Here is a 25414-nt window from a genome sequence, read left to right as displayed (position 1 = left end):
GGGAAATTGAGTTGGAACGCTGGATATCTGAGCGCGGCGTGCGGGGCAAGCTGGTGGTTTTGTGAATTTCGATTAGTGCCGGCTTCACCTAAAAAGGCTTGACCAAACAAGGGGTAAAAATTGTCTGAATTGGCAAAGCTGATTGCCGGTTGGGCGCAGCCGGGACGTGTCGAATGGATCGGGCTACGACCCGAGCGGCGTGTGGAAATGGTCAAGGTGAATGAGGCCGTGATCTCCATTGGCGGGCTCGACGGCGACCGTGGCCGCGCTGGCAAGCGGGCGGTGACTCTGATCCAGCAGTAACATTTGACGGCGATTGGGTCGTATCTCGGACAAGGACCTGTGGCGCCTGAAATCCTACGGCGTAATCTGGTGGTGTCGGGGATCAATCTGGCGGCCCTCAAGGGGCGTGAGGTGCAGGTGGGCGAGGCCATCCTGCGCTTTACCGTGATCTGCGCGCCGTGCAGTCGGATGGAAGAGGCTCTGGGCCAGGGCGGTTACTCTGCCGTGCGCGGGCATGGGGGTTGGTGTGCCGAAGTCCTCCGCCCGGGGCGTGTCAAGCTGGGTGATGCGGTGCAACCTGTTGATTGACAACCCCCTTGAGTTCTGAACATCAGCAGGGGATGGAGCGTTATCATATTCCATATGCGCGACCCGGGCAGGTGATCGGGCTGTTCGGCGGGTCTTTTGATCCTCCGCACAAAGGCCATGTGCACGTCACGCGCGAGGCGATGAAGGCGTTTGGGCTGGATCGGGTGTGGTGGCTGGTCTCGCCGGGCAATCCGTTGAAGGAGCATGGACCAGCCCCGATGGCGCGGCGGTTGCAAGCCGCGAAAGCCGTGATGCAGCACCCGAAGGTCGACGTGACGGATATCGAGGCGCTGACGGGCACGCGGGCGACAGCGGATACTCTGGCAGCACTTCGGCGGCTGTACCCGCAGGTTCGGTTTGTCTGGCTGATGGGGGCGGATAACCTGGCGCAGTTTCATCGTTGGAAAGATTGGCGGCTGATCATGGATAGCGTGCCAGTCGGCGTCGTCGCGCGGCCGGGGGATCGGATTTCGGCGCGGATGTCACCTGCGGCTCGGGTCTATGCAAAGTATCGCATCGATGGGCAGGCGCGACATCTTTTGGGTCAGGCGCAAGCCCCGGCCTGGTGTTTCGTGAACGTGCCAATGGTTGATGTCAGCTCGACCGAAATCCGAACGCGCGGAGAGTGGCGCGCACAAGTGTTGCCGGAATAGCCCCTATGGGCGCATAATCTCAGCGAGAGGTTGTGCGATTTTATTCTGTGGGATTTTAATTCAGCTATGGCTGATCGTTTTTCACGTCGTGTGTTTCTGGGGGGATTAGGGGCATCTCTAATCCCGGCAGCAGGTCTTGCACAGGCCCCGCTAGTTTCTCTCAGGCCGCAGATCCGCGGTGTGCCGCTAAGCGGGGCCGAACGCCTGGTGGCTGCGGCCGGGTTAAAAGGCGAGGTTGTGTTTGCGGTTGCGGATGTAGCGACCGGAGCGCAGCTGGAGGTGTTTGGAGAAGGGGCCGCCTTGCCCCCCGCCAGCGTTGGCAAGGCGTTGACCGCGCTTTATGCCCTGGACGTTTTGGGCACGGATCACCGATTTGAAACCCGTCTGGTGGCGGATGGACCGATCGAAAACGGCATCCTGCATGGCGATTTAATCCTGGCGGGCGGTGGGGATCCACTGTTGGATACTGATGCACTAGCCTCGATGGCGGCCAACCTGCGAGAGGCTGGGATTACCGAGGTGCGTGGTGCGTTCAAGGTCTACGACGGGGCACTGCCATTTGTTTTCAGCATCGACCCTGGACAGCCCGATCATGTGGGGTACAGTCCTGCCATCAGCGGGATTTCGTTGAATTTCAACCGGGTGCACTTTGAGTGGAAGCGCGCGGGCAAAGGATATGACGTAAGCATGGACGCGCGCAGTGCACGCTATGTTCCTGCGGTGGATGTAGCCTCGATGCGCGTCGAGAGCCGAAGCCTGCCGATCTATACCTATCAACCAAGCGCGCGCCAGGATCGCTGGACCGTGGCCAAAGGTGCGTTGGGGAATGGCGGAGCCCGCTGGTTGCCAGTACGTAAACCCGCGCTTTATGCAGGGGATGTGTTCCGAACCCTGGCGCGGTCAAACGGGATCGTGCTGGGACGGGTGCAGGTGACACGAGAGCGCCCGCAGGGCTTGGATCTTGTGGTGCATCGCAGTGATCCGCTGGAGAGTATTCTGCGTGGGATGCTGAAATACTCGACCAATCTGACGGCTGAGATGGTCGGACTGGCGGCGACAAAGGCACGGGGTGTTTATCCCAGGAACTTGGCAGAGTCGGCGGCCGAGATGAACCGATGGGCTTTGGAGAGCTTTGGTGTGAACGGTATCGCCATGGTCGATCATTCCGGTCTTGGTGATGCTTCGCGCATTGTACCCGCAGATCTGGTTTCGGCCTTGGTGGTCGCACAGAAGTCGGGGATATTGCGCCCGTTGATGAAACCTTTTGCCTTGACCGATCGGAATGGTCGAGTCGTCAAGAACCACCCAGTTAAGGTTGACGCCAAGACCGGGACACTGAACTTTGTTTCCGGGCTGGGCGGTTTCCTGACAACAGCAGACGGGGTCGACCTGGCCTTTGCTATCTTCACGGCAGACGTGGCGAAACGCGCGAAAATACCGCGTGCTCAGCGTGAACGTCCGGATGGCGCGCGCAGCTGGAACCGAAGGTCGCGAAAGCTGCAACGCGCACTGCTTGAACGGTGGGGCTCGCTATATGGCAGTTAAGCTGTGAAACCCGACGACGCCTGTTGTCAGACGGCGTGACGCGCGCGGGCACCGCGTTCGATTGCGGCAGCGTGCAAGCGATCGATGCTGAGCTCATACCGGATTTCTTCCAGCAAACGCAGCTCGGTCTCGGCCAGCGATCCGTCTGCGGCGGCAACATCGCAGGCCAGCGCATAAGCTGTTTCGTTCAGCCGTTCAGGAAGGTTGTCGCGGATCAGCCCAAACAGAGCATCCAAGCCGTCTTCTTGTTCGAACAGATCAAAAACGATCTGTGACACATGGCGCATCCGGTCGATGTCATACCCGGCGAAGACCGGCAGCATGTTCACCGCAACTTCTATCTTGACCAGTTCAGCGGTTCGGATCGTTTCGTCAGATGCCGAAATCGCAACCATGATCGCCACAAGGCAATCCTGTGGGGACATCGGGTGGGGAACTTGCTCGGTCATTCGGTGCATCCTGCTTGGGGTTCTTCAAAGGCGCAGGATAGAAGGGGGGCAGGGCAGGTTCAACATCTTGTTTGCCGCGTTTGTGTGGCAGGTTAAACCGGTCAGGTATTCATCACCGCCATTCCGCTCAGTAAAAGCCCGGCCCCGATCCAATAGCGCAGCCCCAGCGTTTCGCCAAAGAACAGCCACGAGGCGAGGGGAACCAGCACAAAGCTAAGCGCCATGAACGGATAAGCTTGCGACAAAGGCACATGTCTGAGGACGTAAATCCAAAGGATCGTCGCGGACCCGTAGATCGCAAGTGCGACAAGCAAAAAAGGGTCAAAAAGGGTGTGTACTACGCCCACTAAGCCTGTGGCGTCGCGCCCGTCGATCCGCCCGCCTGCAAGCTTGAACAACACCTGACCGGCGGAGATCATGACAGGCGTCAACAGCAAGCCCGTCCAGATCAGAACCGTTGGCGCGGTGGCGCTCATGCCGCCTGATCCTTTACGGGCTTTTCGTTGCTTTGATCCACAGGGCGGTCTTCGCAGTAATAGATGTCGCGCCCGATATCTTCGCAGACATGTACGCTCGGGCTGGGATGTACAGCGCGCAAAAAGCTGTGGGTGTAGGGGAAGAAGTTAAAGTGCGGATTGAAGCTGTAGCGGTATTCCCTCTCACGCGGGACCACAATGATGACGCGCTTGCGCGCGACCCGCCGCAGTTCCGCAATCGCTTGGCGATAATCCAACAGGTGCTCGATCACATGGGTGCAGATAACGGTGTCGAAGCTGTTGTCTTCAAAGGGCAGATCCTCGATCCGTGCGGCGACATAGCTGATGTTGTCCAGAGCTTCCGCGTCGTCGACCACAAAATCCACGCCGGTCATGGCGGTTATGTCTGGGCGCTGGGCACGGATACGCTGCAAAAGAACGCCGGTGCCGCAACCGACATCGCAGATGCTGTCGCCGATGATGTCTTTGGCAATCCGATCTATGCAGGCTTCGGAATTGTCGGTTCCGTCATGAACGCGCGGATGGTCGCGATACAGGGTTTCGTATTCTTCGTCTGTCAGAAAAGGCGCGCGTTCGCGGAATGCCGCTAGCCGGGTGATATGTTCACCCCAGACCCGACGTGCGAGCCAGTGAAACGCGGCGCTGTCGCGCAAGATTGGCGGTACGATGTCCTCAAGCACAAAGCGGATCAGATTGGTGGTTTCGCGTCGCATCTTCTGTCCTCTGGTCCGGTAAGCTTCCTGATCTTGCCTTAGTCATACATGGCCTGAGAAGCCCGTGAAATATGCAGGTCAAGCCAGAGCGTGCGGCCCGTGTCTTTTTTGTTTCGGAGAGCACAATCGTCCCAGCATTGTGGCTTCAGTAAGGCTGAGCTGTGAAACCTGCGTCTCGGGCCTATTGAAGAAAGCGTTCGAGTATTCGGAGCAGTGCAAGAGACTTTAGCTCTTTGAGCATGGGGAAACACCGGTTTCTGGTCAGTTATGGCAGGAAACGGGCGACTGCTTTATTGACTCATGCTGCACTGGCACAATAGGAGGGGCCGGTCCGGTTGCATGGGGCAACCAGAGCACCTTTCCCTATGGAGCACATTGAAATGTCTGAACTGCGTGAAACCGCGATGTCGTCCAAGGCCTGGCCTTTTGAAGAGGCGCGCCGGTTGCTCAAACGCTATCAGAAAAGTGCTCCGGAAAAGGGGTATGTGTTGTTTGAAACCGGCTATGGCCCTTCGGGTCTGCCGCATATCGGTACCTTCGGTGAGGTTGCTCGGACCACAATGGTAAAGCGTGCGTTCGAAGCGCTTTCTGACATTCCGACCAAGCTGATCTGTTTCTCGGATGATTTGGACGGGATGCGGAAGGTGCCCAGCAATGTACCGAACCCGGAGATTCTGGAGCAGCATTTACAACGCCCTTTGACCTCGGTGCCGGATCCGTTTGGTGAATATGACAGCTTTGGCGCGCATAACAACGCGATGCTGCGGCGTTTCCTGGATACGTTCGGGTTCGAATATGAGTTCTACTCGGCCAAGGAGTTCTACGAGTCTGGGCAGTTTGACGAAATCCTCAAACGTGCGGTTGAACGCTATGATGAGATCATGGCGATCATGCTCAAGAGTTTGCGGGAAGAGCGCCAACAGACCTATTCGATTTTCCTGCCGCTGCACCCTGAAAGCGGGCGGGTCATGTATGTACCGATGAAAAAGGTCTGTGCAGAAACACACACCGTGACCTTTGACGATGAAACAGGCAAGGAATGGACCGTTCCCGTCACCGGGGGCCATGTGAAGCTGCAATGGAAGCCGGACTTTGGCGCGCGTTGGGCGGCGTTGGGCGTCGATTTTGAGATGTACGGCAAAGAGCATGCGACGAACGAAAAGATATATGACTCGATCTGCCGTGTGCTGGGTGGTCGTGCGCCCGAGCATTTCAGCTATGAGCTGTTCCTGGATGAAAACGGTCAAAAAATCTCGAAATCGTCCGGCAACGGCGTGTCGATTGACGAATGGCTGACCTATGCGCCAACAGAGAGCTTGGCGTATTTCATGTACCAAAAGCCCAAAACGGCCAAGCGGATGCATTTTGATGTGATCCCGAAAGCTTACGATGAGTATCATCAGCAGTTGCGTGCCTATCCGGGGCAGGATCTGAAGGCGCAGTTGAACAACCCGGTTTGGCACATCCACGGCGGTGACGTTCCTGAATCGACGTTGATCGTGCCCTTTGCGATGCTGTTGAATCTTGCATCGGTGTCTGGCGCGGAAGACAAAGAGACGCTGTGGGGCTTTATTCGCCGCTATGCGCCAGAAGCGACTGCGGAAAGCCATCCTGATTTGGATCAGGCCGCAGGATTTGCCGTGCGCTACTTCAACGATTTCGTCAAACCGACACGCAAGCATCGCGCGCCTACGGATCAGGAACGTGAGGCGCTGGAGGCACTGAAGGCAGCGCTTGAAGCATATGATGGCCCCACCGAGGATGAGGCGCTGCAGTCGGTGGTCTACTCGATCGGCCGCGAGCGGTTCGACCCGATGCGTGGCTGGTTCACCGCACTCTACGAGGTGCTGTTGGGTGCCTCGCAAGGCCCGCGTTTTGGTGGCTTCATTGCCCTCTATGGCGTGCCGGAAACGATTGCGCTGATCGACAAGGCCCTGGCCGGAGAGCTGGTCTGATTTGACCTGATCCCGCAAGGGGCTACCGTTCCGTCAGGAGGTAGCCCCATGCGTCGTTTACTACTTGCCCTGTCCTTGAGTGCCGGTCTGGCCTCAGGTGCGTTTGCCCAGAGCGCCGAGATCGAGGCCAATATCGCGGCCCAGATGCAGGCCTTCAAGGCGGATGATTTTGCCACGGCCTTTACCTTTGCCAGCCCCAATATCCAGCGTCTCTTCGGAAACCCGGACAATTTCGGAGCGATGGTACGCAATGGGTATCCAATGGTTTGGCGGCCTGCTGATGTACGCTTTCTGGAACTGCGCGAGATTGCCGGGTCATTGTGGCAGAAGGTAATGATCACCGACGGAAACGGGCTGGTTCATATTCTGGACTATCAGATGGTTCCGTTGGAGAGTGGCTGGAAGATCAACGGGGTTCAGCTTTTGAGCAACTCGGATCCTGCGGTCTGACGCAACACCACCGTCACGGTGCGATGAACCGTGATTAATCCCCTTTCGGTATTCAAACTGGCGCGTTCGGGACGGACGTGAACACGAGGTTTGGACGCGTCGCCAAATTGGCGCGGCGCGATTGAGAAAGGGTTTTCTATGAACAAGGCAATCACCGACGGCATCGTGTTCATGCCACCTCAGTTTGCGAATGGCCTGACTGTCTGGTCTGCGGGGGACGGGACGCCCGGTTCGCCTACCTACGGCGGGTCCGGCACCGGCGTATTTGTACCATCAGATGCGGATTTTGGCGGATGTCTTGAGATTCTGAAGGTGAACACCACGCAGCAGTTGCGTTATATGGGGCAGACGCCGATATTGCCCGGCTGCTATTTGCAGGTCAAAGCCCGAGTGAAAGCAATTAGCGGCCCGTTACCGTCTGTACGGGTCGCAGCATGGGCAGGCGGTGCGGGGGACGCGCACGTTGCGGGCGTTGTCGAGCAAGGGCCGGCTACGCAGCTATCGGGCTATGGCTCGGTACATGAGATCACGGCCATTGTGGGCACGGCCAGCGTCCGGGCGTAGATATGCCCTGGGGGCTTGCTGCGCTTTACGGGCATTTCGGTCTGGACATCGAAGGGGCCAATGGTGCTTTGGTGCGTGTTGATGATCTTGAGATCACCGACGTCACCAGTGTTTTCCTTCGTGAAATGATCAGCCTGGTGGACGTTCGGGATTACGGCGCTGTGGGAGACGGTGTAACCGACGATTCCACCGCATTTGAGGCCGCAGATCAGGCAGCTGGTGGTCGTCGAGTCTATGTGCCGCAAGGTACCTATCATCTTGGGGAAAACACCAGCATGGCCTCTGAGATGGAATTTGAAGGCACAGTCACGATGCCAGATGACAAGATGCTGTTGCTGACCAAAGACTTCCATCTGCCAAGTTATATAGCGGCCTTTGGCGATGAAGAATTGGCTTTCAAAAAGGCGTTTCAGGCGCTGCTGAATAACACCGATCATGAATCACTGGATCTGGGCGGTCGCAAAATTTCGGTGACAGCTCCGATTGACATGGCTGCAACGGTTCCGAACAAACAAGGCGGGTTTTCCACCCGCCGCGTGATCCGCAACGGTCAGTTCGATGTCAAAAGCAGTAGCGCTTGGGATACCGAGACATTCACATCGGTGGCAACCTATGATCCTTCGGACAAAACACGACTGACCAATGTCGCCAATGTTGCGAATATTCCTGTGGGCTCTTTGGTGCAGGGCAGTGGTGTTGGCCGCGAAATCTACGTGCGGTCAAAAAACGTAGGTGCTGGTGAGATCATCCTGAACGCACCAATCTATGATGCGTCGGGTACGCAAACCTTCACGTTCCACGCGTTCAAGTACCTTCTGGACTTCAGCGGATTTAACACGTTGCGCAAGTTCGGCATGGAGCAGATTGAATTCCAGTGCAACAGCAGGTGCAGCGCCATCCGTCTTGCGGCGTCGGGCAGCACATTTCAGTTGAAGGATTGTTTTGTCAGTCGCCCCAAAGACCGGGGGATCACCTCGATTGCGACAGGGTGCAAGGGGATGTTGATCGACAATTGTCAGTTCCTGTCAGCGGAAGAATCCTTCGATGTGACGGATCGTTCTTCAATTGGGCTGAACACCAATTCAAATGACGTAAAACTGCGTCACAACCAGGCAGTGCGTTTCAAGCACTTTGCCGTTCTGGGCGGCGACAACAACATGGTTTTGGGCAACCATTTTTTCCAGGGCGATGGCATACCGCAGGGCGTTCGCACGGCTGGGTTGATCATGATCGGCACGTATAACAGTTCCACTATTGCCGAAAATTATGTCGACAATTGTTTCATCGAATGGACCAACGAACGGGATGCCTCACCCGCTTTCACCAGCGGATTCTCGTTCAGCGCAATGAGCATCACCGACAATAACTTTTATTCAAGTCAAGCGCCGTCCTGGTTCAGTTTTTTCATTGTGCGTCCCTATGGGGCCGGGCATTTCCTGAATGGTTTGGCTGTGACTGGAAACAAGTTTAGGGCCACAAGCGGTTCAATAGATCGGGCGGAAAGGATCGATACGTCTTTAGCGAATTTGAACAACAACAAGCACGCGAATGTGACGTTCCAGAACAACACCTATCACGGTGTCACAAAAAAGACCGCGCATCCTCTGAGAGTCCGGCGTCAGCAAAACTCGGCCGCAAGTTTTTGGCCGGTTTTGTCAAATGGCGAACTGCCGTTCAACGGCAAAGCGCGCAGTTGCGATAGTGTTACAGTGATCGGTGGGCTTACAGGGGTTTTCAATAACCAGGTTTTTGCGGCACCTCACGTTTTACCCGAGCAGGGGTCTCTTGGTGTTAATTTGACCCTTAAATGGCCTGAGCAAGTTAAGGGCGAAGTCACTGCTTTGATTCGGATGGACAAATAAAGACATCAGTGGCCGCCCTGAATAGGGCGGTCAATTCTTAGTGCTATGCCAGGCACAACTGGCGTTCCTTTACTGCGCTGGCAGGAAATAGGCGACCTTTTTGTTGGGTGTGCTAGTCTGAGGAAAACAAACGGAGAATCCCAATGCCGAAAATCGCCAAAAACGCCAGTGTTCAAACCGTAATCACAACCTTTGAAATGACGCCAGGCACCTGTCAGGATCTGTTGGAAGCCCTCACTGAAGCCTATGCCGATTTCATCTCAAAACAGCCGGGCTTTGTGTCTGCAGGGTTGCATGTGAACGATGCTCAAACCCGTATCGCCAATTACTCGCAATGGGAGCGTCGTGACGATTTCCTTGCCATGTTGAGGACGCCGGAGATGCGCGACCGCAATCGCAAGATCAACGAATTGTGCAAAAGCTTTGAGCCGGTCATGTATGACGTGGCCGAGACATTCTGAGATTCCTGACCTGAATCAAAGCCTGCAACAACAATATGTTTCAAAGTTAGCCTGCAAAACGGAGGCTCACGCTATGTATCACAACATTCTTGTCCCGATCTCATTCGACGCTGAAAGAGACACATCCGGGCCTATGAAACTGGCTCAGCTGTTGGCCACGCCAGACGCCCAGGTGACGTTGTTGCATGTGGTTGAGCATATTCCGAACTATGCGATTTCGTACATGCCACCCGAATACCTGACCGAAGCGCGCAAGGCGATTCAGGCCGAGCTGGATGAATTGGCGTCGCAGGTTCCGAATGCACGCGGATTGGTGATCGAAGGGCATTCTGGTCGGACCATTCTGGACTGGGCCGAAGCCAATAAACCCGACCTGATCATCATGGCGTCGCACCGTCCGGGGATGCAGGATCTTTTGCTGGGCTCGACGGCTTCCCACGTCGTGCGACATGCAAGTTGCGCTGTCCACGTGGTTCGTTGACCATCAGAAATCGACCGTTGTTAGGCGATAGGCTTTGCCAAAACCGCCGTTCAGTAAACCATCCTTGATGGTGAACCTGACAAAGCTGAAATCGGCGAAATCGATATACAGCTTTGCCTTGGGCCGCAGGCTTAGATACCGCTCACGCAGCGGAGCATACTCTGGCATGTCCCGGTGTACCCAAAGCGCCACAGCGTGAAGCGTCAGGCGGGGGTGTGTCAGCGGGTCACCCTTTTCTTCGGGCTCTCCGACCAGAAGGGCGCAATTCGGGTTGGCGTTCAAGGCTTGGGTGTGTTCGGCCAGTGACGAGATCAGCGTGACAGGGCAGCCATCCCTGTCCGTGGCCAGCGCGATACGGGATAGTGTTGGCAAACCTGTTTGGGGGTGCAACACAGCCAGCGCAGCAAAACGTGCCTGCCCCAAAAGCTCTCTGGCCTGCGCGCGGACCGTTTCGTCTGGGGTTTGGTGGGGACTGGTCACGGTTTGGCGAGACCTCGCAATCAGGGTTTGGCAGCGACACTAAAGTGTAAATCGGTGGCCTGCCAACCTTTCGATCCGATTGCCTCGGCTTTGCCACATATCCATCGTAAGACCCAGTCATGCTGTTCAAAAAACCGACGCAGGGCGCGCCTGACCTCAACCCAAGATCAACCCGTAGGCACCAGCGGGCCGAGGCCGCGCGCCGACAGGCACTGTCCCCGGTGCGCATACTGATCATGGTACTATTGCTGCCCCTTACGACTGTACTGATCGCGGTGGGCGTTTTCATACGGATGTCCGAGTATAATAGGGACGAGGCCGTGATCCACCTGATCGCGCTGGCGGGGTGCGACGCGACGCAGGCCATGGGCATCGGGCCGTTCCGCGAAGGCCAGCCGGGGTACCACACGCGCAATGACCCGGATGGAGACGGCGTTGCTTGTGGGTTTGCCGAGGCGCCTGCACCGCAGGCCGCGCAAGCAGAAAGCCGCCCAGAGCCGCAGCAACGTGCGGTTGGCAATGCCAAGTTTGTGCGTCCTTAGTGGATTTACTCAACGCATTCAGGACAATTGCGCGCCTGCACAGGTGCGAAAGATACGTACCTGAGGCGCTGCATCGTTCAGGGGAAACTCTGCGATCCCGTCTTGCGTGAAAGCATAAGCGACTTGGTTGTACTCCAACCCATCCAGCACATTGCCAAAACCTGTATCTGTCACCGTCAACGCGGACCCTCCGTCGGACAAGACATGGCGTGGGGTGGCGATTTCGATGGGGTTTCGTCCTTCGAACCGCATTGCAAACCACGGGGACTGGACCCAGACCTGATCTTTCCGAGTGACCGTCAGTGTATAGAGCGGCGCGGACGGGTCATAGGTCAGGAAAATCGTCGCGGCACCGGTGTCATGCGACAGCGTGCAGATATCGCCCAGCGTCGCCTCCCACGCGAAAGCCGGGGTGGCAAAGATCAGAGAGGTCAGGATTGCACGCATGAGAGGGGACATAGCCGCCGAACAGGGCAAGGCAAGTTCCGCGGGGCGCTAGGTTGCAACCCTGAAGTGTCAGAGGCTTGCGCGCAGTGAGGCGCGTGGTTGAAAATGGCCGAAAATCCCACGTATCAATCTGAGATTCCAGTCCCCTGTGCTAGGATGCGCGCGGCGTGGCCGTTCTGGTTGCACCACATGACAGTTCTGTCACGTGAGGGAGGAAAGTAATGTTTGCACGTATTACCCAATTCAAAATGAAGCCCGGCACGCGCGAGGCCGCCACGGCAAAAATGAACGAGTTGAAATCCGAGATCATGGGCATGCCCGGCATGCATTGCTTTACCAACGTGATGAACGAGGACGGATCAGGCTATGTGATCTCGGTGGTGGAAAGCGAAGCGACCTCGAACGCAAACGCGCCCAAAGTGGCCGAGCTGTGGGGCCATTTCGCCGAGTTTATGGAAGGTCCACCGACGCCGGTTGGGTACGACGTGATTGCCCATTGGGATAAGGGGTAAAGGCTAGGGCGGGGAGTTACCCGCCCTTTTTTGGTCGGTCAGGATGTTCGGGTTCGTCAGGACAACCGTTTGGACAAACCGTTTGTTATTTCAAACGTGAAGGAGACAGCAGCTCGGCTGCAAGTTTGAACTGTGGAGTGCTCGGGGAACTAACCAAATGTCATCCATCGGCCATCCCCAACGCCCTCCTTATCTATGAAATCTCGAGCCAATTTGAAGCTGCCGGACTTGCAGATTAAAAACTCCCGAGCGGTTCCGACTTGGAGGGTATTCAAGAAATCCATGTTCTCTCCGTCCAAAGCGATAGGATTGTCTGATTCAATTTGAGACAGATAGCTTTCAAGGTTTGCGGAAAGAGCCTTGATTTCAGAAATAACTTTGTGGTCGCCATGCTGAACAGCGCTTGGCGAAAGGGTCAACTGAGCAACGTGCCTACGGTTCATAGCAATGTTGCGCCGGAGTTGGTCAACGATAGTTGGGCACCACGCTGCGAGGCATAAGTTGTGTGAAAGTGGGCAATAAATCTCAATCCCACGAACGGCTAGTCCGATGTTGCCATAGGGGCCCTTTTGCTCTGAACTGTTGTGCAAACAGACTGGGTTGTCACCTAGATAAAACGAGCGTCCTTCAGGTGGTTCCATTAGGAAAAAGTCTTTGTCAGCTATGAGGCTGGCAAACCTCTCGAGGCTCTCTTTGATAAATTCCAGATGTTGTTTCTTCAGAGTATCTTCGGTCAGCGGTTCGTAACCTTTAACATCCCCCATTGTGCCGCCGGTGCTTTCGATCTTCTCTTTCAACTGCTAATCAAAGAACTTAAATTGATCTCTGAACCCCCTCGTCCGCACAAATTGAAACGCTACGAATATTGCCATGAGAGCCTTTTGTTGGGCACCCTCTGGAAGCCTTCGAGTCTCAACGACTTTTCTATAAATTGGCGCAACTTCTCCCTCTAACTTGCTGGCAGTGTCCTCGAAAGAGGCGAGAAAATCCTTGTTAACACGAAACTCGTTAAAGCGCCGTTCCGCCATAATGTTTTTAATCGAAGTGATGAACTCCCGTTTTTTGCTCTTTGACAGCACGGAAACCTGTTCTTTTTCTTCATTTTGTAAAAAGTTCCTTAGAATTAGTTTTGGTACGTAGTGCTGGTTCTCTGCGGCTTGTCCTTGTCCAGCCAAGGCTTATTCCTTCCTAATTTGTCTTTTGGAAGAGGGCTCAAAATCGGTACGCTAAAATAAAGGTTAAAGGTCTCGATCTACCGCTTCCGCCTCTTCACATTCCCACCTCGCTGCCCCGGCCTGCCAGCCGTTGACCGCCCGCGTGATTTCACCGCATCTTCCGAGGTTTTCTCGACCGCCCATTGCCGCGCCATGGGGTCGTCGGCGACGGCCAGATCGACCGCTTCCAGACGTTTGATCTCATCACGGATGTTGGCGGCCTCTTCGAATTCCAGGTTCTCGGCGGCTTTACGCATCTTCTCGCGCAGCCCGTCCAGATGGGCTTCCAAATTCGCGCCGTGCATCGGTTTGTCGATGGTGGCGGTGACGCGGTTCATGTCGACGTCGCCTTCGTAGAGACCGGCCAGAACGTCCTCGACATTTTTCTTAACCGTCTCAGGCGTGATGCCGTGTTCCTCGTTATAGGCAAGCTGTTTGGCGCGGCGGCGGTTGGTTTCGTTCAGCGCGCGCTCCATCGAACCGGTGATCTTGTCGGCATACATGATCACGCGGCCATCGGCATTTCGCGCCGCGCGGCCGATGGTTTGCACCAGAGAGGTCTCGGACCGAAGGAAGCCTTCCTTGTCGGCATCCAGAATGGCGACCAGCCCGCATTCCGGGATGTCGAGCCCTTCGCGCAGCAGGTTGATGCCGACCAGCACATCGAACGCCCCCAACCGCAGATCGCGCAGGATTTCGATGCGTTCCAGAGTGTCGATATCCGAGTGCATGTAGCGGACTTTGATGCCCTGTTCGTGAAGGTATTCGGTCAGATCCTCGGCCATGCGTTTGGTCAGGGTGGTGACAAGCGTGCGGAAGCCATTTGCGGCGACCTTGCGCACTTCGTCCAGCAAGTCGTCGACCTGCATCGAGACCGGGCGGATCTCGACCTCGGGGTCCAGTAGGCCGGTGGGGCGGATCACCTGTTCGGTGAAGACGCCGCCGGTCTGTTCAATCTCCCACTTCGCAGGGGTGGCCGAGACGAAGACGGATTGCGGGCGCATGGCGTCCCATTCCTCGAACTTCAGGGGGCGGTTGTCCATGCACGAGGGCAGGCGGAACCCGTGTTCGGCCAACGTGAATTTGCGCCGATAGTCGCCCCGGTACATACCGCCGATCTGCGGAACGCTGACGTGGGATTCGTCGGCAAAGACAATGGCGTTGTCGGGGATGAATTCGAACAGGGTTGGCGGCGGTTCACCCGGAGCGCGGCCCGTGAGGTAGCGCGAATAGTTCTCGATCCCGTTGCAGACGCCAGTGGCCTCGAGCATTTCCAGATCGAAGTTGGTGCGTTGTTCCAGACGTTGTGCTTCCAGCAGCTTGCCTTCACCCACCAGTTGATCGAGCCGGATACGCAGTTCCTTTTTGATGCCGATGATCGCCTGCTGCATGGTCGGTTTTGGCGTCACGTAGTGCGAGTTTGCGTAGACCCGCACCTGCTCCATCGTGGCGGCGCGTTCCCCGGTCAAAGGGTCGAACTCGGTGATCTGTTCCAGTTCCTCGCCAAAGAACGACAGCTTCCAGGCGCGATCCTCAAGGTGGGCGGGCCAGATTTCCAGTGAATCGCCCCGCACCCGGAACGATCCACGCTGAAACGCCTGATCGTTGCGACGGTATTGCTGGGCGACCAGATCGGCCATCACCTGCCGCTGGTCGTATTCATTGCCGACTTTCAGATCCTGCGTCATCGCCCCATAGGTCTCGACCGAACCGATGCCATAGATGCAAGACACTGACGCCACGATGATCACATCATCACGTTCCAGCAACGCCCGCGTGGCCGAGTGGCGCATCCGGTCGATCTGTTCGTTGATCTGGGATTCTTTCTCAATGTACGTGTCCGAGCGCGGCACATAGGCTTCGGGCTGGTAGTAATCGTAATACGAGACGAAGTATTCGACCGAATTTTCGGGGAAAAAGCCTTTGAACTCTCCGTAAAGCTGCGCCGCCAGTGTCTTGTTTGGGGCCAGAATGATGGCTGGGCGCTGGGTTTCCTCGATCACCTTGGCCATGGTGAAGGTTTTACCCGTGCCGGTTGCCCCCAGCAGAACCTGGTCGCGCTCGCCGTCCAATACGCCGCCAGCCAGTTCCTTGATCGCCGTTGGCTGGTCGCCCGCGGGGTTGAATTCGGTGTGCATCACAAACTGCTTGCCGCCTTCCAGTTTCAGGCGGGCGCGCACATCTTCGGCGGTCAGTTGGGTTTTGTCGGAATGGGCGTAAGGCATCGGCAGGCTCCGCAATCAGGCCCCTACATTTGTTCTTATTTTGTCCGTCTGCAAGGGCTGATCCGGATTCATTGCGCTCTACACAGTCTGATGCCATGCGGTTGGTGACACTTTGTGATGCGGCGCTGTTTGATTTGACTCTGAACTACCCCAAGCCAACGACAATTTCTGACATCAGTTCGCGGGCAACAGCCGCGACAATTGCAATCTTGCCCCCGGGCACGCTCTGACGCATAAACAGCTCAGCCAAGTGAGTACGGAGAGGCGACATGCGCGCACGGATTTACCAGCCTTCGCGAAACGCGATGACTTCGGGGATGGCCAAGACCCGCAAATGGGTTCTGGAATATGCCCCTGCTTCGGCCCGTGAAGTTGATCCGCTGATGGGCTGGACGTCGTCCAACGATACGCAGACTCAGGTGCGCTTGAAATTCGACACCAAGGAAGAAGCTTTGGATTACGCCAAGGACAACGGCATCGAAGTTCAGGTCAGCGAGCCGCACAAACGTAAGCCAAATCTGCGTGCCCGTGGCTATGGCGAGAACTTTGCTACCGACAGGCGCGGTCCCTGGACTCACTAAATGATCGACATTCGTAAGGCCGACCCGACCTCGGACGCGCTTCGCGCCGTGGTAGATGCGCATTTCTCCCATAGCGAAACGGCAGGCCCTGCCGAAAGCAACCATACAATGGATGCTGAGTCGCTGGCGGGGCCCGGGATTCGGTTTTGGGCGATTTACGAGGGTCAGCAGCCCTTGGGGTGTGGCGCGTTGAAGATGCTGCCGGACGGAACCGCCGAGGTGAAGTCCGTGCACATTCTGGCACAGGCGCGGGGTCGTGGGTTGGCGCGACTGATGATGCAGCACATGGCTGACATTGCGCGCGCCGAGGGGATTGAAGCCCTTGTTCTGGAAACCGGTGCCGCACATCTGGCGGAATATGATGCGGCACGTAAGCTCTACGAGGCTTTGGGTTATTCCTATTGCGAGCCGATCTTTGGGTACGAGGCCGATCCCAACAGCGCATTCATGCGCTTGCCTCTTGAACCCTGCGGGTAAAACCAGCAAGAAGGGCGTAGCGGTCCCTTAGCTCAACTGGATAGAGCAGCTGACTTCTAATCAGCAGGTTGAGGGTTCGAGTCCTTCAGGGATCGCCATTTTCACAAGTTGCGCACTGAAGTACGGCTGCATCTGCTCTTGCAGCCGTGAAAAAGCCCTATAGCAAGGCGGCTCTGACGTTTGCCGGCCTGTGTTCTTGCCAAATCAGAGTTAGCCAAGCCATCAATAGTTTAGGAAGAATAAAGGGGCTGGACGAGGGGGTCATGCCAGCCCCTTTTAAGGGGTCACAGAGTGGTAGTGTGTGTTCCTTAACTGAAACGTACCCTGATTCACCGCGTTCGGAAATTGGGGGATTCCCGTAGATGCGAAAATACGCGGATTTCGGCGTACACGGCATTGCATGAAGACTTCCCCAGGCCCCTTTAGGGCAATCGTTTCGAGAGTTCTGTCGCGAAATCTCAAGTCTGTTGAAAAAAAATATTGCAACCGGTTGCAAAGAGAATCATTGTTACGCCCAATACCAAGATTCGGGAGAACTGCATGTTGAAGGTAGGTTTGCTGGGCGCTGGGCGCATCGGACGTGTACATGCGCAAGCCATTTCGGCCCATTCAAACAGCAAACTCTGTGCAGTCTCAGACGCTGTACCGGAAGCGGCAGAAAGCCTTGCTAACGAATATGGGGCGCAAGCGCGCGGATCAGATGAGATCATAGCAGACCCCCAAATTGATGCGGTTTTGATCGCAACCCCGACGGATACGCATTCCGACCTGATTGAGACGGCGACCGCTGCTGGCAAGGCTGTTCTGTGTGAAAAGCCAGTTGACCTGAGCCTGGACCGTGCCGTGCAATGTTTAAAAACAGTGTCCGGGCGGGGTAAGCCTGTGATGATTGGGTTTAACCGGCGATTTGACCCGCATTTTTCGGCGCTGAAAGATAGTTTGGAGGCGGGCGAAGTCGGCACAGCCGAGCTGCTGTCGATTACATCATTTGATCCTGCGCCTCCGCCGGTCAGTTATGTAAAAGTTTCAGGCGGGCTGTTTCGGGACATGATGATTCATGATTTCGACATGGCGAATTTTTTGATGGGGGATGTGCCGCAAACCATCTCGGCCGTCGGATCGTCGCTTGTCGACGCCGGGATTGGTGCAGCCGGCGATGTGGATACCGCTGTGGTGACAATGACTTACGCAGATGGTCGTATTGCTGTCATTAAAAACTCGCGCCGCGCGGCCTATGGGTATGATCAACGGGTCGAGTTACTGGGTTCCAAGGGCTTGTTGCAGGTACAGAATGCGCTTGAAAATACCGTGGTCAAATCAACGGCCGAGGGCGTTGTTGGGGCGAAGCCAACCTATTTCTTTCTGGAACGCTACATGCCCGCTTACCGGGTGGAATGGGCCGCTTTTGTCGAAGCTGTTGCGAATGGGTCGGACGTGCCGGTTTCGTTGAAGGATGGCGTTGCCGCGCTTGCCATGGCCGAGGCCGCCACCCTGTCAATGCACTCCGGGAAACCGGTTCGGATGGAAGAAGTTTTGAAACCGGTTGCAAAATGATCGAAATTCTTCAAACTTACGTCAGCTCGGTTTTGCGCCGCAGCCAATCAGATTCGGCACAGCCGGATGATCGGGGCTGGTTCCCCGACGGAAGATCAGACTGAAATCATGGGAGGAACCTGAAATGAAGAAATTTGTGAAAGGCGCACTTGCTGCGGGGGCTCTGGCCCTGGCCATTCCTGCGTTTGCGCAGGAAATCGTGGTTGTCTCACACGGCCAGGCCAACGATGCGTTTTGGAACGTTGTGAAAAACGGGGTCGAGCAGGCCGGTAAGGACGTCGGCGTGAATGTGGAATATCGCGCGCCGGAAACCTTTGACATGGTGGCCATGTCGCAATTGATCGATGCGGCGGTGAACCAGGAGCCTGATGGCCTGATCGTTTCGATCCCGGATGCGGATGCGCTTGGCCCGTCAATTGAACGCGCGGTTGCCGCCGGTATCCCGGTGATCTCGATCAACTCGGGTTCGGATGTCTCGAAAGACCTGGGTGCGCTGCTGCATGTGGGCCAGGACGAATTTGACGCCGGCAAGGCCGCTGGTGAAGAACTGGCAGCAATGGGTGGCAAAACGGCGATCTGTGTGAACCACGAAGTGGGCAACGTTGCGCTGGACCTGCGGTGTGCAGGTTTTGCGGAAGGTTTCGGTGGTGATGTCGAAGTTCTTCCGACCTCGAACGACCCGTCGGAAATCGAGTCGAAAGTTGCCGCTGCTCTGGCTGCAAACGAAGCGGTCGATACTGTGATGGCATTGGGTGCAAGCTCGGCCGGTGAGCCGACCGTTGCAGCCGTCAAAGGCTCGGGCCGGGATGTAAATGTTGCGTCCTTTGACCTGTCGGCCAACTTCCTGCAGTCGATCGCGGACGGCGATGCAGCATTTGCCATCGATCAGCAGCAGTATCTGCAGGGGTACCTGTCGGTGAACTTTATGGGTCTGCACGCGAAATATGGCCTGATGCCCGGCGGCAACGTTCCTTCGGGTCCCAACCTGGTGACTCAGGACAAGGCCGCTCAGGTGATCGAACTGTCTTCGCAGGGCATTCGCTGATCCATTCCGGAACCTGAACAAATCGGGGCGGCGCAGCAGCGCCGTTCCCACCCAAATGGGAGGAAACGATGAGTGACTCAGCTCAAGTCGCCGGGGACGAAAGGGTCAAAAAAGAACCCTTCATGACCAAACTCATGAAACGGCCCGAACTCGGTGCGATGGCCGGCGTTGTCCTGGTGGTTATCTTTTTTGCCATCACAGCAGACGACTCGATGTTTACCCTGGCCGGGATCATGAACTTCATGACACCTGCGGCGCAGTTGGGAATTCTGGCCATCGGTGCCGCGCTTCTGATGATCGGAGGGGAGTTTGACCTGTCCATCGGCTCGATGGTGGCGTTTGCGGGCCTGTTCTTTGGCGTCTGTGTGGTCACTTGGCAGTTGCCACTGATCGTTGCGATCCCAATGACTTTTGTCTTTGCAGCTTTTGTCGGGGCAATAAACGGAAACATCGTGATCCGGTCAGGTCTGCCATCCTTCATCGTGACGCTTGCTTTCCTGTTCATTCTGCGCGGTCTGTCGTTGGTTGGCCTGAAAGCCGCCACCGGAGGATCGACCCAGTTGCGTGGCGTTCGTGACGTGGTTGAGAACGACTGGCTGGCTCCGTTCTTTTCAGGCGAGGCTTTCGGCGGCCTGTTTACCTGGCTGGCCGAGAAAGGCATGATCGATACCTTCAAAAGTGGTGCGCCCAAGGTGCCTGGTATTCCAGTCGAAATCCTGTGGTTCATCGTGCTGGCGCTTGCAGCAACTTACGTGCTGCTGCGCACTCCGGCAGGGAACTGGATTTTCGCATCGGGTGGCGACAGCACTGCGGCGTCAAACTCTGGTGTGCCTGTGAACCGGGTCAAAGTTTCGCTGTTCATGCTGACCGCCTGCTGTGCCGCACTGGTCGCCATCATCACCGTGATCGACGCAGGCTCGACCGACGCACGTCGTGGCTTCCAGAAAGAGTTTGAGGCGATTATCGCAGCTGTGATCGGCGGCTGTCTGCTGACAGGCGGTTATGGTTCGGCCATTGGTGCGTTCTTTGGTGCGATCATCTTCGGTATGGTTGTCATCGGTCTGACCTATACAGACTTCGATCAGGACTGGTTCCAGGTTTTCCTTGGCGCGATGCTGTTGATTGCGGTTCTGTTCAACAACGCGATCCGTAAACGCGTAACCGGGGAGCGCTGATATGACCGAAGATACCAAGTTCCACCACGGCGATGCGGCAGCGGATGTGGCGCCCATCGTCGAAATGAAGAACATCGAAAAGCACTTTGGCAACATCATCGCTTTGGCGGGCGTCAGCTTTGACGTCAAACCGGGTGAATGTCATTGCCTGCTGGGCGACAACGGTGCAGGTAAATCAACCTTCATCAAGACCATGTCGGGCGTGCACAAACCCACCAAGGGCGAGATCTTCTTTGAAGGCAAGCCGCTGCATTTCGACACGCCTCGGGATGCGATGGAGGCGGGCATTGCGACCGTGTTCCAGGATCTGGCGATGATCCCGCTGATGAGCGTCACGCGCAACTTCTTCATGGGTCGCGAACCGACCAAAGGCAAAGGCCTGATGAAGCGGTTCGATGTCGAACAGGCGAATGATGTCTGCATGGAAGAGATGCGCAAAATGGGCATCAACCTGCGTGGACCGGATCAGGCCGTGGGCACCTTGTCAGGTGGCGAGCGGCAGACCGTCGCCATTGCCCGAGCCGTGTATTTCGGTGCCAAGATTCTAATCTTGGACGAACCGACCTCGGCCCTTGGGGTGCGTCAAACCTCGAATGTTCTGGCAACCATCGACAAGGTGCGCAGCCAGGGGGTTGGTGTGGTCTTCATCAGCCATAACGTGCGCCACGCTTTGGCGGTGGGTGACCGGTTTACCGTGCTGAATCGCGGCAAAACGCTGGGCACGGCGACCCGTGGTGAGATTACCCCCGAACAGTTGCAGGACCTGATGGCCGGTGGTCAGGAAATGGCCGAGCTGGAAGGGTCTTTGGGCGGTACAGTCTAAACTTTGAAAACCTGGATGCCCCTCGGGGGGCATCCGACCGGGCGGTGACACCTGAGCTCACACTCAATTCAGGCTTGAGGCATTGGCCTGACATCTTCGTAAAAAAGCAACCTGTGGGCCGCTGGCAGCGGTTTCAAGTTGAAAGGGATCATGATGAGCAAGACAGTCCGACTGACCGCGGCGCAGGCTCTGGTGCGCTATCTTGGGGCGCAGATGAACGAGGCCGGAGAGCCCTTTATCGCAGGTGTCTGGGCCATTTTCGGCCATGGCAACGTTGCCGGTTTGGGTGAGGCGCTGCATGGTGTGAAAGACAGCCTGCCCACCTATCGTGGCCATAACGAACAGACCATGGCGCATTGCGCGATTGCCTATGCCAAGCAACTGGGCCGCAAACGTGCGATGGCTGTGACCTCGTCGATCGGACCGGGGGCGACCAATATGGTTACTGCTGCAGCTCTGGCCCATGTGAACCGCCTTCCGGTTTTGCTGCTGCCCGGCGACGTGTTTGCAACGCGTGGGCCCGATCCAGTGCTTCAGCAACCCGAAGTATTCTCGGATGGAACCATCAGCGCGAATGATTGTTTCCGACCGGTCAGCCGATATTTCGACCGCATCACGCGCCCGGAACACCTGCTGACGGCCCTGCCGCGTGCGTTTCGCACGATGACGGACCCGGCGGACTGCGGTCCGGCCACTCTGGCCTTTTGCCAAGATGTGCAGGCAGAGGCCTATGACTATCCTGAAAGTTTCTTTGAGCCCCGCGTCTGGTATCAGCGTCGCATTCGCCCGGATGAGGGTGAACTGGCGCGGGCCGTGGCGGCAATCAAGGCGGCCAAACGCCCTGTAATCGTCGCGGGAGGTGGCGTGCATTATTCGGACGCAACCGCCGCGCTGCAAAGCTTTGCCGAAGCGCACAACATCCCGGTGGCCGAAACACAGGCGGGGAAATCCGCATTGGCATGGGATCATCCGCTGAACGTCGGACCCATTGGTGTGACCGGTGGCGAACCCGCCAACGACATCTGCGCCGAGGCTGACCTTGTGCTGGGCGTTGGTACTCGATTTCAGGATTTCACCACCGGGTCTTGGGGCTTGTTCGCCAACCCCGAGCGGGCTCTGATCAGTTTGAACACCGCGGCCTACGACGCCGAAAAGCACGGGGCGATGCCGCTGCAATCTGACGCGCGCGTTGGTCTGAATGAACTGGCCGAAGCGCTGGGTAACCATCGTGCGCCGGACCTGCCTGCGACGTTGAAGTCCGATTGGTTTGGCAAGGTTGATGCGCTGACCGATGCACCAAAGGACAGCAACGCGCTGCCGACGGATATGCAGGTGATCGGCGCGGTACAGCGGGCGGCCGATGCAAACACCGTTGCGATGTGTGCCGCAGGCACAATGCCGGGCGAGTTGCACAAGCTTTGGAAAGCACCGGGCCCTGGGGCTTATCACATGGAATACGGTTTCAGCTGCATGGGCTATGAAATCGCGGGCGCGATGGGGATCAAAATGGCCCAGCCGGATCGGGATGTGATCTGCTTTACCGGTGACGGCACTTACATGATGGCGAATTCCGAAATGGCGACGGCGGCGATGATGGGGATTTCCTTCACCGTTGTTGTTACCGACAACCGAGGTTTCGGCTGCATCAACCGCTTGCAGATGGGCACGGGCGGGGCGGAGTTTAACAACCTTCTCGACCACACAGTCCACGAAACGGCTTCTGCCATCGACTTTGCAGCCCATGCGGCAGCGATGGGGGCGACCTCGGTCAAGGTCAGCTCGATTGCCGAGCTTGAGGACGCGCTGGCCAAACGTTCAGACGTCAAAGGCCCATACGTTGTGGTGATCGACACCGACCCGTACCCCTCGACCGAATATGGCGGAACGTGGTGGGAAGTGGCTGTGCCCGAGGTCAGCATCCGACCCGAAGTGAATGAAAAACGCGCGGCTTATGAGGTCGCCATCAAGGAAAGAAACACGAAATGAGCGTGAAGATCGGTATCTCTCCGATTGCTTGGCAGAATGACGACCTGCCTGATCTGACTGCGGCCTATACGATGGAGCAGGCGCTGAAAGAAGCGCGCGAGATTGGCTATACCGGCGTCGAGCGCGGCCAGCGGATGCCCGGCGACACCGAAGGCTTGCGTGCCTATCTGGACGCCAACGACATCGCGCTTTGTGGCGGATGGTGTTCGGGCGCAACCTTAGTCAACGACTTTGATGCAGAGGTTGCGGCTGTTCGTGAGCAAGTTGAGCAGTTTGTTGCGCTGAACAGCCCGTGCATCGTTTATGCCGAATGCTCCAATACCGTTCAGGGGCAGATTGGAACGCCGGTTAATGCCCGCCCCAGATTGTCCAAAGACGAGGTTCTGGCCTATGCGGCCAAGCTGAGCGAGTTGGCCAAGTGGACGGCAGATCAGGGTATGCCGATGGCGTATCACCATCACATGGGCACGATCATCGAAAGCGAGGATGAGGTAAACTGGCTGATGGAAGGCTCGGGTCCCGAACTGAAGCTGTGTTTCGATACCGGCCATTTGCTGTTTGGCGGTGGCGACGTGATGGCTACGCTGAACCGCTGGGGTGACCGGGTGCATCACGTTCACTTCAAAGACATCCGCCCTGACGTTGTGCAGGACACGCGTGAGAACAACCGCAGCTTCCTTGATGCAGTGATCGCAGGTGCCTTTACGGTACCCGGCGATGGCTGCATCGATTTTCAGGCTGTGGCCAATGCATTGAAAGCGATGGATTACAACGGTTGGATCGTGGTCGAGGCAGAACAAGACCCCGCCAAGGCGCCGCCCTACGAGTACTCCAAAATGGGATACGATCACATCGTCGAGGTTTGCGGCAAAGCAGGTTTGGAAATCAGCGCTTAAATCATCGCCCCACGGGGCAACACCGAAGCCATGAGAGAGGAGTATGTCATGGTCCATCAAGAACTTGGGTATGTCGGCTATTTCGACCGGGAATCCTGCGATCTGGATGAATTCAAGGTGTTGACCTCACAAAACCTGACAGCCGATGCGGTCCCACACACGGCGTCGGTGGAAAAGAACGTGCCAGTCTACGATATGCACGCTCTGCGTCCTGCGTTGGAGAGGGCGGATGAAAGAAGATCTCTGCTGGCAGAATGGGCGCGCGTGCTGGACAAGTCGGCGGGCGTAGTTGTTCTTAAGGGCGCTTTTGCGGACACGTCCGTGATCGATCGGGCGACTGACGTTTTCCAACAGATTATTGAAGAAGAACGTCAGGGCGCGGGTGGGGAAGGTGACCATTTTGCGGCCTCGGGCGCAAATGACCGAATTTGGAATGCGCTGCAAAAACAGTGCTTTCGCGACCCCGAAGGCTTTGCACTTTATTTCGGGAATGTGGCCATTGCTGCGGCCTGTGAAGCATGGCTGGGGCCAAATTACCAAGTGACCGCGCAGGTCAATCAGGTGCGCCCGGGCGGTAAAGCACAGCAGGCGCATCGGGATTACCATTTGGGCTTCCAAACGGCCGAGAGCGCTGCGCGGTATCCGGCGCATGCCCATCTGGTGACAGCGTCGCTGACCTTGCAGGGGGCAGTTGCGCATTGTGACATGCCAGTGGAAAGCGGACCAACCAAACTGTTGCCGTTCTCTCAGCTTTACCCACCGGGATACCTGGCTTTTCACGACGCAGCTCACCGCGCATATTTCGAGGAAAACTACATTCAGTTGCCGCTTGAAAAGGGTGACGCCGTTTTCTTCAACCCGGCGTTGTTTCATGCGGCGGGTGAGAACAGCAGCGCGGATATTCAGCGGATGGCGAACCTTCTGCAGATATCATCCCCTTTCGGGCGCGCGATGGAGATGATTGATCGGCATGCCATGTCGCTGGCAGTGTTCTCGTCCCTTGCCGCTCTGAAGCAACGAGGAGAGCTGGGCACGGCAGAGTTGGATGCAGCGATTGCCGCAACTGCTGAGGGCTATCCGTTTCCGACCAACCTGGACACGGACCCACCGGTTGGCGGCAACGCGCCCGACAGTCAGGCTGATATTTTGCACCAAGCTGTATCGGATGGCTGGACCAAGGCACAGCTGTCTGACGCGCTGTCCGCCTTGCAATCACGACAGGCCGCCTAAGGCCTA

25 protein-coding genes, 1 tRNA gene and 2 pseudogenes are annotated in these 25414 nt (G+C 56.8%); 21 read left to right on the top strand and 7 right to left on the bottom strand.

The features are described from left to right. The first annotated feature begins 120 nt into the window (after positions 1-120). The 4 genes from GOV91_RS22870 to dacB all read left to right on the top strand — a co-directional run bounded on the left by GOV91_RS22870 (position 121) and on the right by dacB (position 2789). On the top strand, positions 121-303 hold the full coding sequence (locus GOV91_RS22870) for a hypothetical protein (protein ID WP_371732274.1): 183 nt from the start codon (positions 121-123) through the stop codon (positions 301-303). 39 nt (positions 304-342) lie between these two features. Next, complete coding sequence (locus GOV91_RS22865) at positions 343-591, top strand: MOSC domain-containing protein (protein ID WP_371732273.1); 249 nt, start codon at positions 343-345, stop codon at positions 589-591. A 32-nt stretch (positions 592-623) separates the two neighbouring features. Continuing rightward, a complete protein-coding gene (locus GOV91_RS06565; RefSeq protein ID WP_171235042.1) occupies positions 624-1244 on the top strand; it encodes a nicotinate-nucleotide adenylyltransferase in 621 nt (206 codons plus the stop codon). A gap of 66 nt (positions 1245-1310) precedes the next feature. Beyond that, positions 1311-2789, top strand: a complete 1479-nt coding sequence (dacB, locus tag GOV91_RS06560; RefSeq protein ID WP_171234893.1) for a D-alanyl-D-alanine carboxypeptidase/D-alanyl-D-alanine-endopeptidase — start codon at positions 1311-1313, stop codon at positions 2787-2789. Positions 2790-2815: 26 nt separating this feature from the next. Here the strand turns inward: dacB and GOV91_RS06555 are convergent, their stop codons facing one another. The 3 genes from GOV91_RS06555 to GOV91_RS06545 form a co-directional block, all read right to left on the bottom strand. Beyond that, the gene (locus tag GOV91_RS06555) at positions 2816-3238 is read right to left on the bottom strand and encodes a tellurite resistance TerB family protein (protein ID WP_171093520.1); all 423 of its coding nucleotides are present in this window, start codon (positions 3236-3238) and stop codon (positions 2816-2818) included. Positions 3239-3339: 101 nt separating this feature from the next. Next, positions 3340-3714, bottom strand: coding sequence for an EamA family transporter (locus GOV91_RS06550; RefSeq protein ID WP_171093518.1), 375 nt, complete (start codon positions 3712-3714; stop codon positions 3340-3342). Beyond that, on the bottom strand, positions 3711-4448 hold the full coding sequence (locus tag GOV91_RS06545) for a class I SAM-dependent methyltransferase (protein ID WP_171179300.1): 738 nt from the start codon (positions 4446-4448) through the stop codon (positions 3711-3713). The genes GOV91_RS06550 and GOV91_RS06545 overlap by 4 nt, the downstream gene beginning before the upstream one ends. Positions 4449-4828: 380 nt before the next feature. Here GOV91_RS06545 and GOV91_RS06540 point away from each other — a divergent pair, with 380 nt between their 5' ends. The 5 genes and pseudogenes from GOV91_RS06540 (at position 4829) to GOV91_RS06520 (ending at position 10221) form a co-directional block, all read left to right on the top strand. Beyond that, the gene (locus tag GOV91_RS06540; protein ID WP_171234892.1) at positions 4829-6403 is read left to right on the top strand and encodes a lysine--tRNA ligase; all 1575 of its coding nucleotides are present in this window, start codon (positions 4829-4831) and stop codon (positions 6401-6403) included. A 48-nt stretch (positions 6404-6451) separates the two neighbouring features. Further along, the gene (locus GOV91_RS06535; RefSeq protein ID WP_171179302.1) at positions 6452-6853 is read left to right on the top strand and encodes a DUF4864 domain-containing protein; all 402 of its coding nucleotides are present in this window, start codon (positions 6452-6454) and stop codon (positions 6851-6853) included. Positions 6854-6991: 138 nt separating this feature from the next. Continuing rightward, positions 6992-9279, top strand: a pseudogene (locus GOV91_RS06530) (glycosyl hydrolase family 28-related protein). A gap of 143 nt (positions 9280-9422) precedes the next feature. After that, positions 9423-9740 (top strand): antibiotic biosynthesis monooxygenase, encoded by a 318-nt coding sequence (locus GOV91_RS06525; RefSeq protein WP_171179307.1) that lies wholly within the window; start codon positions 9423-9425, stop codon positions 9738-9740. 73 nt (positions 9741-9813) lie between these two features. Next, positions 9814-10221 (top strand): universal stress protein, encoded by a 408-nt coding sequence (locus tag GOV91_RS06520; RefSeq protein ID WP_171234891.1) that lies wholly within the window; start codon positions 9814-9816, stop codon positions 10219-10221. 3 nt (positions 10222-10224) lie between these two features. Here GOV91_RS06520 and GOV91_RS06515 read toward each other — a convergent pair whose 3' ends face one another. Further along, a complete protein-coding gene (locus GOV91_RS06515; protein WP_171234890.1) occupies positions 10225-10701 on the bottom strand; it encodes a pyridoxamine 5'-phosphate oxidase family protein in 477 nt (158 codons plus the stop codon). Positions 10702-10820: 119 nt separating this feature from the next. Here GOV91_RS06515 and GOV91_RS06510 point away from each other — a divergent pair, with 119 nt between their 5' ends. Then, positions 10821-11243 carry an excalibur calcium-binding domain-containing protein gene (locus GOV91_RS06510; RefSeq protein WP_171234889.1) on the top strand — a complete coding sequence of 141 codons (423 nt, stop codon included), beginning with the start codon at positions 10821-10823 and terminating at the stop codon, positions 11241-11243. Between the two features lie 18 nt (positions 11244-11261). Here the strand turns inward: GOV91_RS06510 and GOV91_RS06505 are convergent, their stop codons facing one another. Continuing rightward, complete coding sequence (locus GOV91_RS06505; RefSeq protein ID WP_171234888.1) at positions 11262-11690, bottom strand: excinuclease ABC subunit B; 429 nt, start codon at positions 11688-11690, stop codon at positions 11262-11264. 221 nt (positions 11691-11911) lie between these two features. Between GOV91_RS06505 and GOV91_RS06500 the strand changes: the two genes are divergently transcribed. Then, on the top strand, positions 11912-12202 hold the full coding sequence (locus GOV91_RS06500) for a hypothetical protein (protein ID WP_171234887.1): 291 nt from the start codon (positions 11912-11914) through the stop codon (positions 12200-12202). Positions 12203-12351: 149 nt separating this feature from the next. Here GOV91_RS06500 and GOV91_RS22650 read toward each other — a convergent pair. Both GOV91_RS22650 and uvrB read right to left on the bottom strand, forming a co-directional pair. Next, positions 12352-13377: pseudogene (locus GOV91_RS22650) on the bottom strand (DUF4238 domain-containing protein). Positions 13378-13454: 77 nt separating this feature from the next. Continuing rightward, positions 13455-15641 carry an excinuclease ABC subunit UvrB gene (gene uvrB / locus GOV91_RS06485; RefSeq protein ID WP_171234884.1) on the bottom strand — a complete coding sequence of 729 codons (2187 nt, stop codon included), beginning with the start codon at positions 15639-15641 and terminating at the stop codon, positions 13455-13457. A gap of 269 nt (positions 15642-15910) precedes the next feature. Between uvrB and GOV91_RS06480 the strand changes: the two genes are divergently transcribed. The 10 genes from GOV91_RS06480 to GOV91_RS06435 all read left to right on the top strand — a co-directional run bounded on the left by GOV91_RS06480 (position 15911) and on the right by GOV91_RS06435 (position 25408). Next, a complete protein-coding gene (locus tag GOV91_RS06480) occupies positions 15911-16222 on the top strand; it encodes an ETC complex I subunit (RefSeq protein ID WP_171105518.1) in 312 nt (103 codons plus the stop codon). Beyond that, positions 16223-16699 (top strand): GNAT family N-acetyltransferase, encoded by a 477-nt coding sequence (locus tag GOV91_RS06475; RefSeq protein ID WP_171179319.1) that lies wholly within the window; start codon positions 16223-16225, stop codon positions 16697-16699. 21 nt (positions 16700-16720) lie between these two features. Continuing rightward, a tRNA-Arg gene (locus tag GOV91_RS06470) sits at positions 16721-16797 on the top strand. Between the two features lie 442 nt (positions 16798-17239). After that, positions 17240-18253 (top strand): inositol 2-dehydrogenase, encoded by a 1014-nt coding sequence (gene iolG / locus GOV91_RS06465; RefSeq protein WP_171234883.1) that lies wholly within the window; start codon positions 17240-17242, stop codon positions 18251-18253. Positions 18254-18377: 124 nt separating this feature from the next. Further along, positions 18378-19298 (top strand): sugar ABC transporter substrate-binding protein, encoded by a 921-nt coding sequence (locus tag GOV91_RS06460; protein ID WP_171234882.1) that lies wholly within the window; start codon positions 18378-18380, stop codon positions 19296-19298. 68 nt (positions 19299-19366) lie between these two features. Then, a complete protein-coding gene (locus tag GOV91_RS06455; protein WP_171234881.1) occupies positions 19367-20473 on the top strand; it encodes an ABC transporter permease in 1107 nt (368 codons plus the stop codon). Position 20474: 1 nt separating this feature from the next. Beyond that, complete coding sequence (locus GOV91_RS06450; protein ID WP_171179327.1) at positions 20475-21296, top strand: ATP-binding cassette domain-containing protein; 822 nt, start codon at positions 20475-20477, stop codon at positions 21294-21296. 153 nt (positions 21297-21449) lie between these two features. Beyond that, positions 21450-23282 carry a 3D-(3,5/4)-trihydroxycyclohexane-1,2-dione acylhydrolase (decyclizing) gene (gene iolD / locus GOV91_RS06445; protein WP_171234880.1) on the top strand — a complete coding sequence of 611 codons (1833 nt, stop codon included), beginning with the start codon at positions 21450-21452 and terminating at the stop codon, positions 23280-23282. Continuing rightward, on the top strand, positions 23279-24178 hold the full coding sequence (iolE, locus tag GOV91_RS06440; RefSeq protein WP_171179331.1) for a myo-inosose-2 dehydratase: 900 nt from the start codon (positions 23279-23281) through the stop codon (positions 24176-24178). The genes iolD and iolE overlap by 4 nt, the downstream gene beginning before the upstream one ends. Before the next feature lie 48 nt (positions 24179-24226). After that, a complete protein-coding gene (locus GOV91_RS06435; protein ID WP_171179332.1) occupies positions 24227-25408 on the top strand; it encodes a phytanoyl-CoA dioxygenase family protein in 1182 nt (393 codons plus the stop codon). Positions 25409-25414: the final 6 nt, after the last annotated feature.

This window comes from Ruegeria sp. HKCCA6837 (assembly GCF_013034475.1).
Classification (GTDB): domain Bacteria; phylum Pseudomonadota; class Alphaproteobacteria; order Rhodobacterales; family Rhodobacteraceae; genus Ruegeria.
Note: the sequence above shows the minus strand (reverse complement) of the source record. Positions and strands in the feature narration are given on the sequence as shown.

Bases quoted from the DNA above. Each gene is read 5' to 3' on its own strand.
- iolE (WP_171179331.1), top strand. From the start codon at position 23,279: ATGAGCGTGAAGATCGGTATCTCTCCGATTGCTTGGCAGAATGACGAC.
- GOV91_RS06500 (WP_171234887.1), top strand. From the start codon at position 11,912: ATGTTTGCACGTATTACCCAATTCAAAATGAAGCCCGGCACGCGCGAG.
- iolD (WP_171234880.1), top strand. From the start codon at position 21,450: ATGAGCAAGACAGTCCGACTGACCGCGGCGCAGGCTCTGGTGCGCTAT.
- uvrB (WP_171234884.1), bottom strand. From the start codon at position 15,641: ATGCCTTACGCCCATTCCGACAAAACCCAACTGACCGCCGAAGATGTG.
- GOV91_RS06450 (WP_171179327.1), top strand. From the start codon at position 20,475: ATGACCGAAGATACCAAGTTCCACCACGGCGATGCGGCAGCGGATGTG.
- GOV91_RS06555 (WP_171093520.1), bottom strand. From the start codon at position 3,238: ATGACCGAGCAAGTTCCCCACCCGATGTCCCCACAGGATTGCCTTGTG.
- GOV91_RS06520 (WP_171234891.1), top strand. From the start codon at position 9,814: ATGTATCACAACATTCTTGTCCCGATCTCATTCGACGCTGAAAGAGAC.
- GOV91_RS06455 (WP_171234881.1), top strand. From the start codon at position 19,367: ATGAGTGACTCAGCTCAAGTCGCCGGGGACGAAAGGGTCAAAAAAGAA.
- GOV91_RS06510 (WP_171234889.1), top strand. From the start codon at position 10,821: ATGCTGTTCAAAAAACCGACGCAGGGCGCGCCTGACCTCAACCCAAGA.
- GOV91_RS06505 (WP_171234888.1), bottom strand. From the start codon at position 11,690: ATGCGTGCAATCCTGACCTCTCTGATCTTTGCCACCCCGGCTTTCGCG.
- GOV91_RS06565 (WP_171235042.1), top strand. From the start codon at position 624: ATGGAGCGTTATCATATTCCATATGCGCGACCCGGGCAGGTGATCGGG.
- GOV91_RS06525 (WP_171179307.1), top strand. From the start codon at position 9,423: ATGCCGAAAATCGCCAAAAACGCCAGTGTTCAAACCGTAATCACAACC.
- GOV91_RS06460 (WP_171234882.1), top strand. From the start codon at position 18,378: ATGAAGAAATTTGTGAAAGGCGCACTTGCTGCGGGGGCTCTGGCCCTG.
- GOV91_RS06535 (WP_171179302.1), top strand. From the start codon at position 6,452: ATGCGTCGTTTACTACTTGCCCTGTCCTTGAGTGCCGGTCTGGCCTCA.
- GOV91_RS06435 (WP_171179332.1), top strand. From the start codon at position 24,227: ATGGTCCATCAAGAACTTGGGTATGTCGGCTATTTCGACCGGGAATCC.
- iolG (WP_171234883.1), top strand. From the start codon at position 17,240: ATGTTGAAGGTAGGTTTGCTGGGCGCTGGGCGCATCGGACGTGTACAT.
- GOV91_RS06550 (WP_171093518.1), bottom strand. From the start codon at position 3,714: ATGAGCGCCACCGCGCCAACGGTTCTGATCTGGACGGGCTTGCTGTTG.
- dacB (WP_171234893.1), top strand. From the start codon at position 1,311: ATGGCTGATCGTTTTTCACGTCGTGTGTTTCTGGGGGGATTAGGGGCA.
- GOV91_RS06545 (WP_171179300.1), bottom strand. From the start codon at position 4,448: ATGCGACGCGAAACCACCAATCTGATCCGCTTTGTGCTTGAGGACATC.
- GOV91_RS06480 (WP_171105518.1), top strand. From the start codon at position 15,911: ATGCGCGCACGGATTTACCAGCCTTCGCGAAACGCGATGACTTCGGGG.
- GOV91_RS06540 (WP_171234892.1), top strand. From the start codon at position 4,829: ATGTCTGAACTGCGTGAAACCGCGATGTCGTCCAAGGCCTGGCCTTTT.
- GOV91_RS06475 (WP_171179319.1), top strand. From the start codon at position 16,223: ATGATCGACATTCGTAAGGCCGACCCGACCTCGGACGCGCTTCGCGCC.